The organism is Pseudomonas sp. LBUM1657 (assembly GCF_059716075.1).
Genome location: NZ_CP166799.1, coordinates 1,360,113 through 1,375,302, shown reverse-complemented (window position 1 = coordinate 1,375,302; position 15,190 = coordinate 1,360,113). Strand labels below are relative to the sequence as shown.

Here is a 15,190-nt window from a genome sequence, read left to right as displayed (position 1 = left end):
AGGGCAACTGAAAATTCTTCATGAAGATCGCCGAATAGCCGCCAGAACAACCGAAATCGTTGCCCGACGGCTCTATCTCGCGACTCAGCGATTGACGTGCAACTCCACGCGACGGTTTTGCGCGCGCCCTTCCTCTGTATCGTTTTCGGTCACCGGCTCACTCTCACCCCTGCCTTCACTGGTGAGTTTGTCGGGCGCCAGGCCCCGGCGCAACAGATAGGCCGCCACGCTGCTGGCGCGTCGTTCCGACAATGCCTGGTTATAAGCGTCGTCGCCCACGCTGTCGGTATGGCCGATCACCTTGATGCCCACCACATCGGCGCTTTGCAGTTTGGCCATCATCGAATCCAGCTGACTCTGCGCGGCGGGACTCAGTTCGTACTTATTGAAGGCAAACAGCACGTCGCTGGACAGGGTGATGACTTCGGGTTGCGCAGGTACGACAGGGCTTACGCTGGGCGGGTACTGCGGCAGCGGGCAACCGTGATGTTCGACGGGGGTATTGGCGGGCGTGTCTGGGCAACGATCACGTCGATCGAAGACGCCATCGTCGTCTTCGTCGCCGTCCTGGGCGTAACAGATCAAGCCACCGGTCAAGATTCCGAGCGCTGCTCCGCCGGCCGCCCAACCGCTACTCTGGATCGCGCCAAGGCCTCCACCGACCAGCCCGCCGATTACGCTGCAGATCGGCCAGGTTCGTTGATTGAGAGGAGCAGTGCCATCGCTGTGGGTAGCGCAACCGGTCAACACGCTGCCAAGCAGCAGAACCGGCAAGACGGTCCGTGTGAGAACGCTCATGGTGAAACCTCCTGTGTTACCGGCCAATGCCGGTTACACAGGAGTAAAGACCCGACTCCGCGACTGCACAAGCCGCAGAGTGCGAGGGGCCTAGCGGTTGATTTTGATTTCCGTGCGACGGTTCAACGCACGGCCGTCAGCGGTTTTGTTATCCGCCACTGGCTGGCTTTCACCGGCACCGGCGACAGACACGAAGCTGCTGCGTGGCACGCCTTGGGAAATCAGGTACTCGACCACCGAGTGCGCACGACGGTCCGACAGTTTCTGGTTATAGGCATCACTGCCCACGCTGTCGGTGTGACCGGTCACGGCCAATTGGGCGGTGCTGGATTCCTGTTTCAGGCGAGTGGCGATTGTGTTGAGTACATCTTTATCGGAAGGGGTCAGTGTGGCTTTGTCGAACTGGAAGTGCACATCGCGGATAACAATGACTTCTTCCTTGACCACCACGACCTCTTCGACAACAGGTGCAGGCACCGGTGGAGGGCAACCATCGGCATCGACCCTCACGCCTTTAGGCGTGCCCGGGCACTTGTCGCGACTGTCCGGCACGCCATCGCCGTCTTCATCGCCATCACCGTGAACCCAGCAATAGGCCGCAGCCGTGCCGCCGACGAGCAGCGCGCCATACCCCGCCCATGACGAGGCCTCGGTAGCGCCAAGCCCTGCACCCACGACACCACCGACTGCCGCACAGGTCGGCCAGTCGGTTTTCTGCAAACCTGCGCAACCAGTCAACACACTGGTTAGCAGAACCAAGGGTAATGCTGTCCGAACTATGCTCATCTAGTTTTCTCCTGAGGGATCGGCTTGAAACCGATTCAGGTAGTAAAGACCCGAGTTTTAATCTCCGCCAGCAATAGGCCATTGCTGTTTCGTCCTGTGTTCGCGGGAGTTCGCTGCATTTTGCGGTAAGACGCTCTAGGCCCGAACCTGCGAGCAGGCTAGTCTTGGCGCTCTGATTGAGGATCTTCGATGATTGCAGGTATTTCTTCTCGCACGCCCCAGCAGGCGCTGGCCGCTTTGCTGGACCGTTACGCACCCGCGCGTTTGTTGCTGATCGGTGCCAGTGAGTTTCCGGCACTGGAGGCGTTCAAGCTGGCTCACCCCGACACCTGTGTCGCTCACGCGGCACCCGGGCCGCTGCCTGCCGAACTGGCGGCACGCCGGTTCGATCTGGCGCTGGTGGTCGATTGCCTGGAACATTTACCCAAGCGCGATGGCCTTAACCTGTTAGGCGGGATTCGAAACCTGAATGCCAGTCGCATCGCGGTGCTGGCGGACTTGCCGGCCAGCGGCTGGCAGGAGACTGATTTTTTCTCCCTGGCCCTGCAAGCCAGCGAACGTTTCCAGCGCGATGAACAGGTGCTGACCCTATTCACCTATGATCTGCTTGACTACAAACAGGTACCCGACTGGCTCAACTCGCGTTTCTGGGCCAATCCGGAAAACTTCGGGAAATACTGGTGGTAATGCAATGAGTACATCCATTTGCCCGTGCGGCAGCGGCACCCTGCTCGAGGCCTGCTGTGGTCATTACCATTCGGGGCATCCAGCCCCCTGCGCCGAAGCGTTGATGCGTTCGCGCTACAGCGCTTATGTGCTGGGCCTGATCGACTATCTGGTGGCGACCACCCTGCCCGCGCAACAGGCCGGCCTTGATCGTCAGTCCCTCAGTGACTGGAGCGCCCAAAGCACTTGGCTGGGTCTTGACGTGGAAAGCTCCGAAGTCTTGGGAGGTCAGCCGGAACACGCCTTCGTGACCTTCACCGCGCGCTGGCACGACGGCAGCGGCGAACACAGCCACCGCGAGCGTTCGTCGTTCGTGCAGAACGCCGGCCACTGGTATTTCATTGACCCCACCGTACCCCTCAAGGCCGGGCGCAACGATGCCTGCCCGTGCGCCAGCGGACAGAAATTCAAGAAGTGTTGCGCGGGGTATTTCGGCAGTTGAGTGACCTGTAGCAGCTGCCAAACGCAGGCTTTGCCAGCTGCTATAAGGGAGGAACATCACCATGGCCACCCAGCGGCGTGCCTTGCAGATGCTGACCCTGCTCCTGTTTCTCGGGCTCGGCGGCTGTGTGTCATGGTTCAGCAACGATCAGCCCGACCCCGCAGTCCATCTGGTCAGGGTCGAAGTCGTCCAGGCCAAGTTGCTGGAGCAGAAATTCCTGCTGCACTTTCGCGTCGACAACCCCAACGACAGCGAGCTGACGGTGCGCGGTCTCGAATACCGGATTCACCTCGGCGACCTGCTGCTGACCGAAGGCGAGCACGAACACTGGTTCTCGGTCGGTCCCAACCGCAGCGCCTACTTCAAGGTGCCGATCCGCACTAACCTGTGGCCCAAGGTACGGGATCTGGTGAAGATGCTGAAAAAACCTGACCAACCCATTCCCTATCGTCTGGAAGGTGAACTGGAAACCGGTTTATTCATCGCGCACTACGTGCACCTGGCGCGTAATGGCGTGATAATCCCCGCCGATTTAATTCCGGAGCAAACCCGATGACACAGCAACCCCATGTCCATGGCCCTGACTGCAACCACGATCATGACCATCACGAGCACCATGATCACGACCATGGCCATGTCCACGGCCCGAACTGCGGCCACGCCCATCAGGAACCGGTGCGCAACGCCCTGAAAGACGTCGGTCGCAACGACCCTTGCCCGTGCGGCAACGGCAAGAAATTCAAGAAGTGCCACGGCGCTTGATGCTGCGGGCGGAGAACTTCTTCGTCTGTTGAATCGAATTCGCGAGCAAGCCCGCTCCCACACTCGATCTGTGCCAGACATACATTTTGTGTCTACAGCAGATCCAATGTGGGAGCGGGCTTGCTCGCGAATACGGTCTGACATCCACTGTTAATGTCGACTGACACACCGCCTTCACGAGCAAGCCCGCTCCCACGGGATTTCAGTCGGCCTTCAATATCTGCGCGCAGCTGATGACAGTGGCGTACTCGCCATGCAAATTACCCAAAGACATCGCGTGCACTTCCTCGGCCGAATGCGCGTTGCCGAAGTAATCGGCCTTGTCGAAGGTAAAGCACGCATCCTCCACCACCCACGCTTCAAACCCCAGATTGCCGGCCGTGCGCGCCGTGGATTCCACCGAGTTGTGAGTCGCCACACCGACAATGATCAACTGCTCGATCCCCGCCCCTCGCAATCGCTGCTCCAGCCCCGTCGAACAAAACGCATCCGGCACCTGCTTCTGAATCAGTTGTTCGCCAGCCATTGGTTGGAATCGCTGTTGAAACTCCACCCCTGATTGCTCTGGCCAAAACACCGAGTCTGGGGAACGAGACAGATGCTGCACGTGGATCACCGGGCGCCCGGTGCCACGCCAATGCCCCAGCAACTCCAGCATGCGCGCCTCGGCCTGGGGATTATTTCGGCGACCGAGCCTGGGATGCAGGATGCCTTTTTGTTGATCGATGATGATCAGCGCCGCGTTCGTCTTGAGCTCCATGCCGACTTTTCTCATGCTGTGTCATTGAATTTCACTCACTTCAGCATCACCTCTTCCTACAGGCAAGCTATCGAACGCAAACAGGACGACCTGATGCCGGCGTTTGCTGTCCGCAAGTAACGACGTCTCTTGATTTGGAGTACTCCATGATCGACCTGTATTACTGGACCACCCCCAACGGCCACAAAATCTCGATATTCCTGGAAGAAGCCGGCCTGCCGTACAACGTGTACCCGATCAACATCAGCCAGAACGACCAGTTCAAACCCGAATTCCTGAAAATCTCCCCCAACAACAAGATCCCGGCCATCGTCGATCATGAGCCGGTCGATAACGGCGAACCGCTGGCACTGTTCGAGTCCGGAGCCATCTTGCTGTACCTGGCGGAGAAAACCGGCAAGTTCCTGCCCAAGGACCTGCGTGGTCGCCAGCAAGCGCTGCAATGGTTGTTCTGGCAAATGGGTGGCCTGGGGCCGATGGCCGGGCAGAATCATCACTTCAGCCAGTTTGCCCCGGAGAAAATTCCCTACGCGATCAAGCGCTACATCGACGAGACCGCGCGTCTGTATGGAGTGCTCGACAAACAATTGGCCAACAACGAGTTTGTCGCCGGCAGCGAATACAGCATTGCCGACATGGCGATCTACCCGTGGATCGTTTCCCACAAGTGGCAGAGCCAGAACCTGGAAGACTTCCCCAACGTGCTGCGCTGGTTCAACCACATCCAGAACCGCCCGGCGACGGTGAAGGCGTATGCGCTGGTGGATAAGATCAACCCGCCGAAATCCTGACCCTCACCGCTGATCGTTCCCACGCAGAGCGTAGGAACGATCAGCGACAGACAAAATCCTGAAATAACCCGATACCCCGCTTGCGCACCCACCTCCTGCTCACTAACGTAGCGCCTTTACTGACGCTACCCCCGCAGGAGCTTTGCCATGGCCTCGCCAGCCCTCACACATTTTCTTCCCCGGTTCGGCGTTGCCGCAGCAGTGGCCGGTGTTTTGAGCCTGACCGGTTGTCAGACCTGGAACACCCAGGACACCCTCCCGCCGACCTCCGGTGTGCAGCCGCTCAAGGGACTGGCGCAGAACGTTTCCATTCGCCGAAATGCCATGGGCATGCCGCTGATCGAAAGCAACAGCTTCCACGACGCACTGTTCGCCCTCGGCTACGTGCACGCCAGCGACCGCATCACGCAAATGGTTACCTTGCGTCTGCTGGCCCAGGGCCGTTTGGCGGAAATGTCCGGCGCCGACCTGCTGGACGCCGACCGCTACATGCGAGCGGTCAACCTGAAGAAAAACGCCGGCGAGCTGTACAAGGCGTCTTCGCCACGCCTCAAGCGCTTTTTCGAAGTCTATGCGCGCGGGGTCAACGCCTACCTGTTCCGCTTCCGCGACAAATTGCCGGCAGACCTCGTCGCCAGCGGCTACAAGCCTGAATACTGGAAGCCGGAAGATTCGGCGCTGATTTTCTGCCTGTTGAATTTCAGCCAGTCGGCCAACTTGCCGGAAGAAATTGCTTCGCTGGTGCTGGCCCAGACCGTCACCACCGACAAACTCCCGTGGCTGACGCCGTCCACTCCCGACGAAAAATTGCCAGTGGCCGAAGCCGAGAAACTTCAGGGCATCAAGCTTGCCGGGCAAATCCCGGGGCTGACCGAAATCAGCAAAGCCACTGGTCAACTGTCCGATCTGAATCTGTTGGGCGCCACGTCCTCGAACAACTGGGCAATCGCCCCGCAGCGCAGCCGCAGCGGTAAAAGCCTGCTCGCCAGCGACAGCCACGGGCCAATGGGCGTGCCTTCGCTGTTCAGTTACGTGCAGATTCGCGCGCCGAAATACCAAGCCTCCGGCGTCACCATTGCCGGTTTGCCGATGGTGCTGGGCGGTTTCAACGGCAAAGTGGCGTGGAGCATGACGTCGGTCATGGGCGATAACCAGGACCTGTTCCTGGAAAAAATCAAACGTCAGGGCAACGGTCTTTCCTACGAAACGGGCGGCAAATGGCAGCCAGCCATCGTCCGTAATGAAACCTACTTCGTCAAAGGCCAGCGGCCGATTCGCGAAGTGGTGTACGAAACTCGCCACGGGCCGCTGCTCAACAGCGCCCAGGGCATGACCATGGCCAATGGTTTCGGCCTAGCCTTGCAGACGCCGAACTTCACCGACGACAAGACCCTGGACGCGTTTTTCGACCTGTCCCGGGCGCAGAACGTCGAGAAAGCTTCGGATGCCAGTCGGGAAATCCGCGCGATTACGCTGAATCTGGTTTTTGCCGACGCCAGCAACATTGGCTGGCAGGTTACCGGTCGCTATCCCAATCGTCGCGAAGGCGAAGGCCTGCTGCCGTCGCCGGGCTGGGAAGGTCGCTACGATTGGGATGGTTACGCCGACCCGATGCTCCACCCCTATGACCAGGACCCGGCCCAAGGCTGGCTCGGCACCGCCAACCAGCGGGTCATTCCCGATGGTTACGGCATGCAGCTGTCGAATTCCTGGTCGGCACCGGAACGTGGCGAACGCATGGCGGAACTGGCCAGCGTGGGCAAACACGACACGCGCAGCCTGATCGCCATGCAGTACGACCAGACCACCACCTTCGCCGCCAAACTGAAGAAAATGTTCGAAGCGCCGGGCATGTCCCAGCCACTCAAAAAAGCCATCGAAGCGCTGCCCGAGGCTGATCGTGGCAAGGCGCGCGAGGCTTACACGCGTTTGATGGCCTTCGACGGCAAACTCAGCCCGACCTCCGCCGACGCAGCTATTTACGAACTGTTCCTGCAGCAAAGCACCCGGCAGATTTTCCTCGATGAACTCGGCCCGGAAAGCAGCCCGGCGTGGAAAGCCTTTATCGCCAACGGTAAGTTGTCCTACGCCGCACAGGCTGATCACCTGCTGGGCCGTGAGGACAGCCCGTTCTGGGATGACGCGCGCACGCCGCAAAAAGAAGACAAACCGGCGATCATCGCCCGTAGCCTGGCAGCGGCGATCAGTGCTGGCGACAGCCAGTTGGGCGGCGATCACAAGGCCTGGCAGTGGGGCAAACTGCACCGCTATGAGTGGAAGAATGCCAGCGGCCAGACCGTGCGCGGTCCGCTGCCGGCGGGCGGCGATCACACCACGCTGAACACCGCGGCGTTCGCCTGGGGCCAGGACTTCAACACCACGCTGGCGCCGGCGATGCGCTTTATCGTCGACTTCGGCCAGGCTGAACCGCTGATGGGCCAGAACGGCACCGGCCAGTCCGGCAACCCGGCCAGCCCGAACTATCTGGACAGCGTCGATCCGTGGCTCAAGGGTCAGTACATGAGCTTGCCGATGCAGCCGCAGAACTTTGACAAGGTCTACGGCAAGACGCGCTTGACCCTGACACCGGGCAAGTAAGGGCTCAACACCACCCTATGTGGGAGCGGGCTTGCTCGCGAAGACGGCGACACATTCACAATTAATGTGTCAGTTAAACCGCTTTCGCGAGCAAGCCCGCTCCCACATTTGCATGGCGTTTTTTTCTATAAAAATCGATAGAACTTCTCGCCTCGCGCAAACCTCATAGCTAACAAGTACCCCCATTTTGGTAACAAACATGGACCTTGTTATCGCTCGTCCCGAAGGTTTGTACTGCCCTGCCGGGGATTTCTATATTGACCCCTGGCAACCCGTCGAGCGCGCGGTGATCACCCACGCCCACGGCGATCATGCGCGCACCGGCAACCGGCACTACCTGGCAGCCGCACCCGGCGCGGGCATCCTGCGCTCTCGCCTGGGCGCGGACATCAACCTGCAAACCCTGCCTTACGGGCAGACGATGACCCATCAGGGTGTCACCCTGAGTTTTCATCCTGCCGGTCATGTCCTTGGCTCGGCCCAGGTGCGGCTGGAATATGGCGGTGAAATCTGGGTGGCCTCGGGGGATTACAAGATCGAACCCGACGGCACCTGCGCGCCTTTCGAACCGGTGCGTTGTCACACTTTCATCACCGAATCGACCTTCGGCCTGCCGATTTATCGCTGGCAGCCCCAGGCGCAGGTGTTTGCCGAGATCAACCAGTGGTGGCAAGCCAATGCCGCTGTCGATAAAACCAGCGTGCTGTTCTGCTATTCGTTCGGCAAGGCACAGCGAATTCTCCACGGCATCGACGCCAGCCTCGGCCCCATTCTGGTGCATGGCGCCGTTGAACCGCTCAACCGGGTGTATCGCGAGGCAGGCATTTATTTACCGCCAACGATCTATGCCGGCGACATCCAAAAGAGTGACCCCATGATGCGCAGAGCGTTGGTCCTGGCCCCTCCTTCGGCTGGCGGCAGCACCTGGATGCGGCGCTTCGGCGACTACAGCGATGGCTTCGCCAGCGGCTGGATGCGATTGCGCGGCACGCGACGGCGGCGCGGGGTGGACCGTGGCTTCGTGCTGTCCGACCATGCCGACTGGCCAGGTTTGCTCTGGGCCATCGGACAGACCGGCGCCGAACGAGTAATCGTCACCCATGGCTCAGTCGGAATATTAGTGCGCCACCTGCGCGAACAAGGTCTCGATGCCATGAGTTTCAGCACCGAATACGGTGACGATGAAGAAGAAATTCCAGCCGTCGAACCTGAAAGCGCCGAGGTGCTGCCATGAAGGCCTTCGCCGAGTTGTACGCCGAACTCGACGCGACGACCTCAAGCAACGCCAAACTGGCGGCGATGCAACACTACTTCACCGAGGCTGCGCCGGAAGACGCCGCGTGGGCGGTGTACTTTTTGTCCGGCGGGCGACCTCGGCAATTGGTCCCCGTGCGCATCCTGCGCGAGCTCGCCGTGGAGTTTTCCGGGCTGTCGCCATGGTTGTTCGAAGAAAGTTATCAGGCCATCGGCGATCTGGCGGAAACCATTTCGCTGGTACTGCCCGAAACGCCTCATACCTCCAGCGACGGACTCGCGGCGTGGATCGAAGACAAACTGCTGCCACTGCGTGGCGAATCCCCTGAAGTACTCGCCGAACGGCTGCCCAAACTGTGGTCGCAACTGGACCGCCCCAGCTTGATGCTGTGCATCAAACTGATCACCGGCAGTTTCCGCGTCGGGGTTTCCAAATTGTTGGTGACCCGCGCATTGGCTTCCATGGCGCACCTGGACAGCAAACGCGTGGCCCAGCGGCTGGTGGGTTATACCGATCTGTCTAACCGCCCGAGTGCGGCCAGTTATTTGAAGCTGATCGCCGCCGAATCGTCCGATGAACATGCCCAACGCGGCGGCCAGCCTTATCCGTTTTTTCTCGCCCACGCGCTGTCGCAACCGGTTGAACAGTTCGAAGCCTTGCTCGGCCCGGCCAGCCACTGGCAAGTGGAATGGAAGTGGGACGGCATTCGCGCCCAAGTGGTCAAGCGCGGCGGGCGTCTGTGGATCTGGTCGCGAGGTGAAGAACTGGTCACCGAGCGCTTTCCCGAACTCGAGAGCCTGGTTCACTGTTTGCCCGACGGCACGGTCATCGACGGCGAAATCGTTGCATGGAAAGCCGCCCGCCCCGAAACAGCGGACGCCTTCAATCCACAATCGCCTGCCGCACCGTCGGTGAAACCGTTCGCCCTGCTGCAACAGCGCATTGGTCGTAAAACCCTCGACAAGAAGATCCTCGATGAGGTGCCGGTGGTTGTCCTCGCCTACGACCTGCTGGAATGGCACGGCGAAGACTGGCGCAACCAGCCTCAGGCCACGCGGCGCGCGCAGCTGGAACAGGTGATTGCCACCTGCGCAAACCCGGTGTTACTGCCCTCGCCGGTATTGACCGGTGAAGATTGGTTCGACCTTGCCCGCCAACGGGAAGCGTCTCGCCGACTGGGTGTCGAAGGCATGATGCTCAAGGCCCGGGACGCGCTGTACGGCGTCGGGCGGACCAAGGACATGGGCGTCTGGTGGAAATGGAAAGTCGACCCGTTCAGCGTCGACGCAGTGTTGATCTATGCGCAACGTGGCCATGGTCGCCGGGCCAGTCTCTACAGCGATTACACCTTCGCCGTCTGGGACGCCCCGCCCGACGCCAGCGAACGGACGCTGGTGCCGTTCGCCAAGGCCTATTCCGGGCTCACCGATGAAGAAATGCGCCAGGTCGACAGCATCGTGCGCAAGACCACCGTCGAAAAATTCGGCCCGGTCAGCAGTGTGAAACCGAGCCTGGTGTTTGAACTGGGGTTTGAAGGCATTGCACTGTCCAAACGGCACAAGAGCGGGATTGCGGTACGGTTTCCGCGGATGTTGCGCTGGCGGCAGGACAAGTCGGTCGAAGAGGCTGACAACCTGGGAACGCTGCAGGATTTGTTGGGCTAACCCGATCTCCTTGTGGGAGCGGGCTTGCTCGCGAAGAGGCCGTGTCAGTCGATATAAATATTCCTGACCCACCGCTTTCGCGAGCAAGCCCGCTCCCACAGGAATTTGTGCCACTCTGAACCGAATTGGTGCGGTCTTTTCACCCTGCCCGTTTTCGTGCATAAATCCCGCTCAGCCATTTCTTGAATCACCTTTTAAACGCTTGTTCGGCACTCTGGTTCGGAAATTGCTACTTTCATTAGGTCTTACGCTTTCCAGTAACAATAATTCTGCGCCACAAGCGCTCATATTGGTTTTTAGGGATTGAATAATGAAAAAAGCATTGCTGACCCTTTCTGCACTGGCGTTGTGCATGGCTGCCGGCTCCGCGCTGGCCAAGGAATACAAAGAATTGCGTTTTGGCGTTGACCCTTCCTACGCTCCATTCGAGTCCAAAGCGGCCGACGGTAGCCTGGTAGGTTTCGACATCGATCTGGGTAACGCAATTTGTGCCGAGCTGAAGGTCAAGTGCAAATGGGTCGAAAGCGATTTCGACGGCATGATTCCGGGCCTGAAGGCCAATAAATTCGACGGTGTGATCTCTTCGATGACCGTCACCCCGGCTCGCGAAAAAGTCATCGATTTCTCTGACGAGCTGTTCTCCGGCCCAACCGCCTACGTATTCAAGAAAGGTTCCGGCCTGACCGCAGACCCCGCTTCGCTGAAGGGCAAAACTGTCGGTTACGAGCAAGGCACCATTCAGGAAGCCTACGCCAAAGCCGTGCTGGACAAGGCTGGCGTGAAAACCCAGGCCTATCAGAACCAGGATCAGGTGTATTCCGACCTGATGTCCGGCCGACTCGACGCGGCAATCCAAGACATGCTGCAAGCCGAACTGGGCTTCCTGAAGTCGCCAAAAGGCGAAGGCTACGAAGTCAGCAAGCCGGTCGACAGCGAATTGCTGCCGTCCAAAACAGCTATCGGTATCTCTAAAGGTAACAACGACCTCAAGGCCCTTTTGAATAAAGGTATCAAAGCGTTACACGACGATGGCACCTACGCCACCATTCAGAAGAAACACTTTGGCGATCTGAATCTGTACAGCGGCAAATAATGCCCGGCGCCCATCTCGCGATGGGCGCTTTTTTCATCCGATCAGGTTGCTGATTTATGTTCGAAAACCTACTACAAAATCTGGGGCTCTCAGCCTTCAGCCTCAAGGGCTTCGGTCCGTTGCTGATGGAAGGCACCTGGATGACCATCAAATTATCGGTGTTGTCACTGTTGCTGGCCGTTTTGCTCGGCTTGCTCGGTGCCAGTGCCAAGCTGTCAAAAGTCAAACTGGTACGGATCCCGGCCCAGCTTTACACCACGCTGATCCGCGGCGTGCCGGACCTGGTGCTGATGCTGTTGATCTTCTACAGCCTGCAAACCTGGTTGACGACCTTTACCGATTTCATGGAATGGGAATACATCGAGATCAACCCGTTCAGCGCCGGGGTCATCACCCTGGGCTTCATTTATGGTGCGTATTTCACCGAAACCTTCCGTGGCGCGATCCTCGCAGTACCACGAGGCCAGGTCGAAGCCGCCACTGCTTATGGCCTCAAGCGCGGTCAACGTTTTCGAATCGTGGTGTTCCCGCAGATGATGCGTTTTGCCCTGCCGGGTATCGGCAACAACTGGATGGTGATGCTCAAGGCCACCGCGCTGGTGTCGATCATCGGCCTCGCCGACCTGGTCAAGGCTGCCCAGGACGCCGGTAAAAGCACCTACCAACTGTTTTACTTCCTGGTGCTGGCCGCGCTGATTTACCTGTTGATCACCAGTGCGTCCAACGTCGTTCTGCGCTGGCTCGAACGCCGCTACGCCGCCGGATCCCGGGAGGCCGTACGATGATTGAGCTCTTGCAGGAATACTGGAGACCCTTCCTTTATACCGACGGCTACAACATCACCGGCCTGGCCATGACCATGTGGCTGCTCAGCGCGTCGATCTTTATCGGTTTTCTGGTGTCGATTCCGCTGTCCATTGCCCGGGTTTCGCCGACCTTCTATATCCGTTGGCCGGTGCAGTTCTACACCTACCTGTTTCGCGGAACGCCGCTCTATATTCAGCTGCTGATCTGTTACACCGGGATCTACAGCCTGGCCGCCGTACGCGCCCAACCTGTACTTGATGCGTTCTTTCGCGATGCGATGAACTGCACCATCCTGGCTTTCGCCCTGAACACCTGCGCGTACACCACGGAGATTTTCGCCGGGGCGATTCGCAGCATGGCCCATGGTGAAGTCGAGGCAGCCAAGGCTTATGGTCTGACAGGCTGGAAGCTTTATGCCTACGTGATCATGCCTTCGGCCCTGCGTCGCTCGTTGCCTTATTACAGCAACGAAGTGATTCTGATGCTGCACTCGACCACCGTGGCGTTCACCGCGACCATCCCGGATGTCCTGAAAGTCGCTCGGGACGCCAACTCGGCGACCTTCCTGACCTTTCAGTCGTTCGGCATCGCCGCGCTGATCTACCTGACCATTACCTTTGCGCTGGTCGGCCTGTTCCGTCTCGCCGAACACCGATGGCTGGCCTTCCTCGGGCCGACCCACTAGGACATTTTGCAAATGCGCCACCAGATACATGACCTGCTGGCCCCGCTGCCGGGGACCGCACGACAGATCCACAGCTTCCACTTCGGGCCGACGTCGGCCCAAGGCAAGATCTACATCCAGGCTTCCCTGCACGCCGATGAAATGCCCGGCATGCTGGTGGCCTGGCATCTCAAGCAACGTCTGGCAGAGCTGGAAGCCGCCGGCCGCCTGCGCAGCGAAATCGTGCTGGTGCCGGTGGCCAACCCGGTCGGCCTGGAACAGGTGCTGATGGATGTGCCGCTGGGCCGCTACGACCTGGAAAGCGGGCAGAACTTCAATCGCTGGTTCGTCGACCTGAGCGAAGAGGTCGGCAACGAAATCGAAGGCCAGCTCGGCGACGATGCGCAACGCAACCTCGAACTGATCCGCAGCAGCCTGCGCAATGCGCTGGCTCGGCAGACCGCCGCCACGCAACTGCAATCCCAGCGTCTGGTGCTTCAACGGCTGGCGTGCGATGCGGAAATGGTGCTGGACCTGCATTGCGATTTTGAAGCCGTCGCGCACCTCTACACCACGCCCGAGGCCTGGCCTCAAGTCGAGCCGCTGGCCCGCTACATCGGTGCCGAAGCGAGCCTGCTGGCCACTGATTCCGGCGGCCAGTCGTTCGACGAATGCTTCACGCTGCTGTGGTGGCAGTTGAAAGAACGCTTCGGCGAGCAATTCGACATTCCACTGGGGAGCTTTTCGGTCACCGTCGAACTGCGTGGCCAGGGCGACGTCAATCACCCGCTGGCCAGCCTCGATGGCCAGGCGCTGATCGATTACCTGACTCACTTCGGCGCCATTGCAGGCGAACCGGCGCCCCTGCCCGACCTGCCCTTCCCGGCCACGCCGCTGGCCGGTGTAGAACCGGTGGCAACGCCCGTCGGTGGGCTGCTGGTGTTCACTGCGCTACCGGGGCAATACCTGGAAGCCGGGCAACTGATCGCCGAAATCATTGACCCGATCCATGATCGCGTCACCCCCGTTCATTGCACCGCCGCCGGGTTGATGTACGCCCGTTCGCTGCGCCGCATGGCCACTGCCGGCATGGTGATTGCCCATGTCGCGGGCACCGAAGCCTATCGCAGCGGCTACCTACTTTCGCCTTGAGGATGCATGTCCCATGTACAAACTGACCATCGAAGGCCTGCACAAAAGCTATGGCGATCATCATGTGCTCAAAGGCGTTTCGCTCAAGGCCAACACTGGCGACGTGATCAGCCTGATCGGCGCCAGCGGCTCGGGTAAAAGTACCTTCCTGCGTTGCATCAACTTTCTCGAACAACCCAACGAAGGCAGCATGAGCCTCGACGGCCAGGACATCCGCATGGCCAAGGATCGCCACGGCATCCACGTGGCCGACCCCGATGAACTGCAACGGATCCGCACCCGCCTGGCCATGGTGTTCCAGCACTTCAACCTATGGAGCCACATGACGGTGCTGGAAAACATCACCATGGCCCCGCGCCGGGTGCTGGGCTGCGACAAGAAAGAAGCCGAAGACCGCGCCCGCCGTTACCTCGACAAAGTCGGACTGGCGGCGCGCGTGGCAGACCAATACCCGGCGTTTCTCTCGGGCGGCCAGCAGCAGCGTGTAGCGATTGCCCGCGCGCTGGCCATGGAACCGGAAGTCATGCTGTTCGACGAACCGACTTCGGCGCTCGATCCAGAGCTGGTGGGTGAAGTACTCAGAGTGATCCAGGGCCTGGCCGAAGAAGGCCGGACCATGATCATGGTCACCCACGAAATGAGCTTCGCGCGCAAGGTATCGAGCCAGGTGCTGTTCCTGCATCAGGGCTTGGTGGAGGAAGAAGGTGCGCCGGAGGATGTGTTGGGTAATCCGAAGAGTGAGCGGTTGAAGCAGTTCCTGAGCGGTAACCTGAAGTAAGACACGCCCCTGTGGCAGCGGGCTTGCTCGCGAAAGCTGAGTCACATTCAACATTGAAGTCGACTGACACAGCGCTTTCGCGAGCAAGCCCGCTCCCACAAAAACAACGCTATT

At 59.6% G+C, this 15,190-nt stretch carries 16 protein-coding genes; 13 read left to right on the top strand and 3 right to left on the bottom strand.

Annotated elements, in window-relative coordinates:
- Window positions 1–84 precede the first annotated feature (84 nt).
- Together ACA055_RS06175 and ACA055_RS06170 are read right to left on the bottom strand one after the other, a co-directional pair.
- A complete protein-coding gene (locus ACA055_RS06175; RefSeq protein ID WP_497682816.1) occupies window positions 85–798 on the bottom strand; it encodes a PA1041 family peptidoglycan-binding anchor lipoprotein in 714 nt (237 codons plus the stop codon).
- Window positions 799–888: 90 nt separating this feature from the next.
- Window positions 889–1,584 (bottom strand): PA1041 family peptidoglycan-binding anchor lipoprotein, encoded by a 696-nt coding sequence (locus tag ACA055_RS06170; protein ID WP_497682815.1) that lies wholly within the window; start codon window positions 1,582–1,584, stop codon window positions 889–891.
- A 189-nt stretch (window positions 1,585–1,773) separates the two neighbouring features.
- Between ACA055_RS06170 and ACA055_RS06165 the strand changes: the two genes are divergently transcribed.
- From ACA055_RS06165 to ACA055_RS06150, 4 genes are all read left to right on the top strand, one after another.
- The gene (locus ACA055_RS06165; protein ID WP_497682814.1) at window positions 1,774–2,271 is read left to right on the top strand and encodes a DUF6231 family protein; all 498 of its coding nucleotides are present in this window, start codon (window positions 1,774–1,776) and stop codon (window positions 2,269–2,271) included.
- A 4-nt stretch (window positions 2,272–2,275) separates the two neighbouring features.
- Window positions 2,276–2,752 (top strand): YchJ family protein, encoded by a 477-nt coding sequence (locus ACA055_RS06160; protein ID WP_497682813.1) that lies wholly within the window; start codon window positions 2,276–2,278, stop codon window positions 2,750–2,752.
- A 61-nt stretch (window positions 2,753–2,813) separates the two neighbouring features.
- On the top strand, window positions 2,814–3,308 hold the full coding sequence (locus ACA055_RS06155; RefSeq protein WP_497682812.1) for an LEA/WHy family protein: 495 nt from the start codon (window positions 2,814–2,816) through the stop codon (window positions 3,306–3,308).
- Window positions 3,305–3,514, top strand: coding sequence for an SEC-C metal-binding domain-containing protein (locus tag ACA055_RS06150; RefSeq protein WP_064676164.1), 210 nt, complete (start codon window positions 3,305–3,307; stop codon window positions 3,512–3,514). Before ACA055_RS06155 ends, ACA055_RS06150 begins: the two co-directional genes overlap by 4 nt.
- Before the next feature lie 202 nt (window positions 3,515–3,716).
- On the opposite strand, the gene ACA055_RS06145 is transcribed toward ACA055_RS06150, so the two are convergent.
- Window positions 3,717–4,274, bottom strand: a complete 558-nt coding sequence (locus ACA055_RS06145; protein WP_497682811.1) for a cysteine hydrolase family protein — start codon at window positions 4,272–4,274, stop codon at window positions 3,717–3,719.
- A gap of 146 nt (window positions 4,275–4,420) precedes the next feature.
- On the opposite strand from ACA055_RS06145, the gene ACA055_RS06140 reads away from it, so the two are divergent.
- From ACA055_RS06140 to ACA055_RS06100, 9 genes are all read left to right on the top strand, one after another.
- Window positions 4,421–5,065 (top strand): glutathione S-transferase N-terminal domain-containing protein, encoded by a 645-nt coding sequence (locus ACA055_RS06140; RefSeq protein WP_497682810.1) that lies wholly within the window; start codon window positions 4,421–4,423, stop codon window positions 5,063–5,065.
- A 147-nt stretch (window positions 5,066–5,212) separates the two neighbouring features.
- Window positions 5,213–7,663 (top strand): penicillin acylase family protein, encoded by a 2,451-nt coding sequence (locus ACA055_RS06135; protein ID WP_497682809.1) that lies wholly within the window; start codon window positions 5,213–5,215, stop codon window positions 7,661–7,663.
- Window positions 7,664–7,862: 199 nt separating this feature from the next.
- Window positions 7,863–8,897, top strand: coding sequence for a ligase-associated DNA damage response exonuclease (locus tag ACA055_RS06130; RefSeq protein WP_497682808.1), 1,035 nt, complete (start codon window positions 7,863–7,865; stop codon window positions 8,895–8,897).
- On the top strand, window positions 8,894–10,582 hold the full coding sequence (locus ACA055_RS06125; protein WP_497682807.1) for an ATP-dependent DNA ligase: 1,689 nt from the start codon (window positions 8,894–8,896) through the stop codon (window positions 10,580–10,582). The genes ACA055_RS06130 and ACA055_RS06125 overlap by 4 nt, the downstream gene beginning before the upstream one ends.
- A gap of 310 nt (window positions 10,583–10,892) precedes the next feature.
- Window positions 10,893–11,675: a transporter substrate-binding domain-containing protein gene (locus ACA055_RS06120; protein ID WP_497682806.1), complete on the top strand. Its 783-nt coding sequence runs from the start codon at window positions 10,893–10,895 to the stop codon at window positions 11,673–11,675.
- 56 nt (window positions 11,676–11,731) lie between these two features.
- Window positions 11,732–12,460, top strand: a complete 729-nt coding sequence (locus ACA055_RS06115) for an ABC transporter permease (RefSeq protein ID WP_497682805.1) — start codon at window positions 11,732–11,734, stop codon at window positions 12,458–12,460.
- On the top strand, window positions 12,457–13,167 hold the full coding sequence (locus tag ACA055_RS06110; RefSeq protein ID WP_497682804.1) for an ABC transporter permease: 711 nt from the start codon (window positions 12,457–12,459) through the stop codon (window positions 13,165–13,167). The genes ACA055_RS06115 and ACA055_RS06110 overlap by 4 nt, the downstream gene beginning before the upstream one ends.
- Before the next feature lie 12 nt (window positions 13,168–13,179).
- Entirely contained in the window at window positions 13,180–14,298 is a 1,119-nt protein-coding gene (locus ACA055_RS06105; protein ID WP_497682803.1) for a succinylglutamate desuccinylase/aspartoacylase family protein, read from the top strand.
- Between the two features lie 13 nt (window positions 14,299–14,311).
- Window positions 14,312–15,076 carry an ABC transporter ATP-binding protein gene (locus tag ACA055_RS06100; protein WP_497682802.1) on the top strand — a complete coding sequence of 255 codons (765 nt, stop codon included), beginning with the start codon at window positions 14,312–14,314 and terminating at the stop codon, window positions 15,074–15,076.
- Window positions 15,077–15,190: the final 114 nt, after the last annotated feature.

Excerpts from the sequence above, each read along its gene's own strand:
- ACA055_RS06175 (WP_497682816.1), bottom strand. The coding sequence starts at position 798 with ATGAGCGTTCTCACACGGACCGTCTTGCCGGTTCTGCTGCTTGGCAGC.
- ACA055_RS06170 (WP_497682815.1), bottom strand. The coding sequence starts at position 1,584 with ATGAGCATAGTTCGGACAGCATTACCCTTGGTTCTGCTAACCAGTGTG.
- ACA055_RS06165 (WP_497682814.1), top strand. The coding sequence starts at position 1,774 with ATGATTGCAGGTATTTCTTCTCGCACGCCCCAGCAGGCGCTGGCCGCT.
- ACA055_RS06160 (WP_497682813.1), top strand. The coding sequence starts at position 2,276 with ATGAGTACATCCATTTGCCCGTGCGGCAGCGGCACCCTGCTCGAGGCC.
- ACA055_RS06155 (WP_497682812.1), top strand. The coding sequence starts at position 2,814 with ATGGCCACCCAGCGGCGTGCCTTGCAGATGCTGACCCTGCTCCTGTTT.
- ACA055_RS06150 (WP_064676164.1), top strand. The coding sequence starts at position 3,305 with ATGACACAGCAACCCCATGTCCATGGCCCTGACTGCAACCACGATCAT.
- ACA055_RS06145 (WP_497682811.1), bottom strand. The coding sequence starts at position 4,274 with ATGGAGCTCAAGACGAACGCGGCGCTGATCATCATCGATCAACAAAAA.
- ACA055_RS06140 (WP_497682810.1), top strand. The coding sequence starts at position 4,421 with ATGATCGACCTGTATTACTGGACCACCCCCAACGGCCACAAAATCTCG.
- ACA055_RS06135 (WP_497682809.1), top strand. The coding sequence starts at position 5,213 with ATGGCCTCGCCAGCCCTCACACATTTTCTTCCCCGGTTCGGCGTTGCC.
- ACA055_RS06130 (WP_497682808.1), top strand. The coding sequence starts at position 7,863 with ATGGACCTTGTTATCGCTCGTCCCGAAGGTTTGTACTGCCCTGCCGGG.
- ACA055_RS06125 (WP_497682807.1), top strand. The coding sequence starts at position 8,894 with ATGAAGGCCTTCGCCGAGTTGTACGCCGAACTCGACGCGACGACCTCA.
- ACA055_RS06120 (WP_497682806.1), top strand. The coding sequence starts at position 10,893 with ATGAAAAAAGCATTGCTGACCCTTTCTGCACTGGCGTTGTGCATGGCT.
- ACA055_RS06115 (WP_497682805.1), top strand. The coding sequence starts at position 11,732 with ATGTTCGAAAACCTACTACAAAATCTGGGGCTCTCAGCCTTCAGCCTC.
- ACA055_RS06110 (WP_497682804.1), top strand. The coding sequence starts at position 12,457 with ATGATTGAGCTCTTGCAGGAATACTGGAGACCCTTCCTTTATACCGAC.
- ACA055_RS06105 (WP_497682803.1), top strand. The coding sequence starts at position 13,180 with ATGCGCCACCAGATACATGACCTGCTGGCCCCGCTGCCGGGGACCGCA.
- ACA055_RS06100 (WP_497682802.1), top strand. The coding sequence starts at position 14,312 with ATGTACAAACTGACCATCGAAGGCCTGCACAAAAGCTATGGCGATCAT.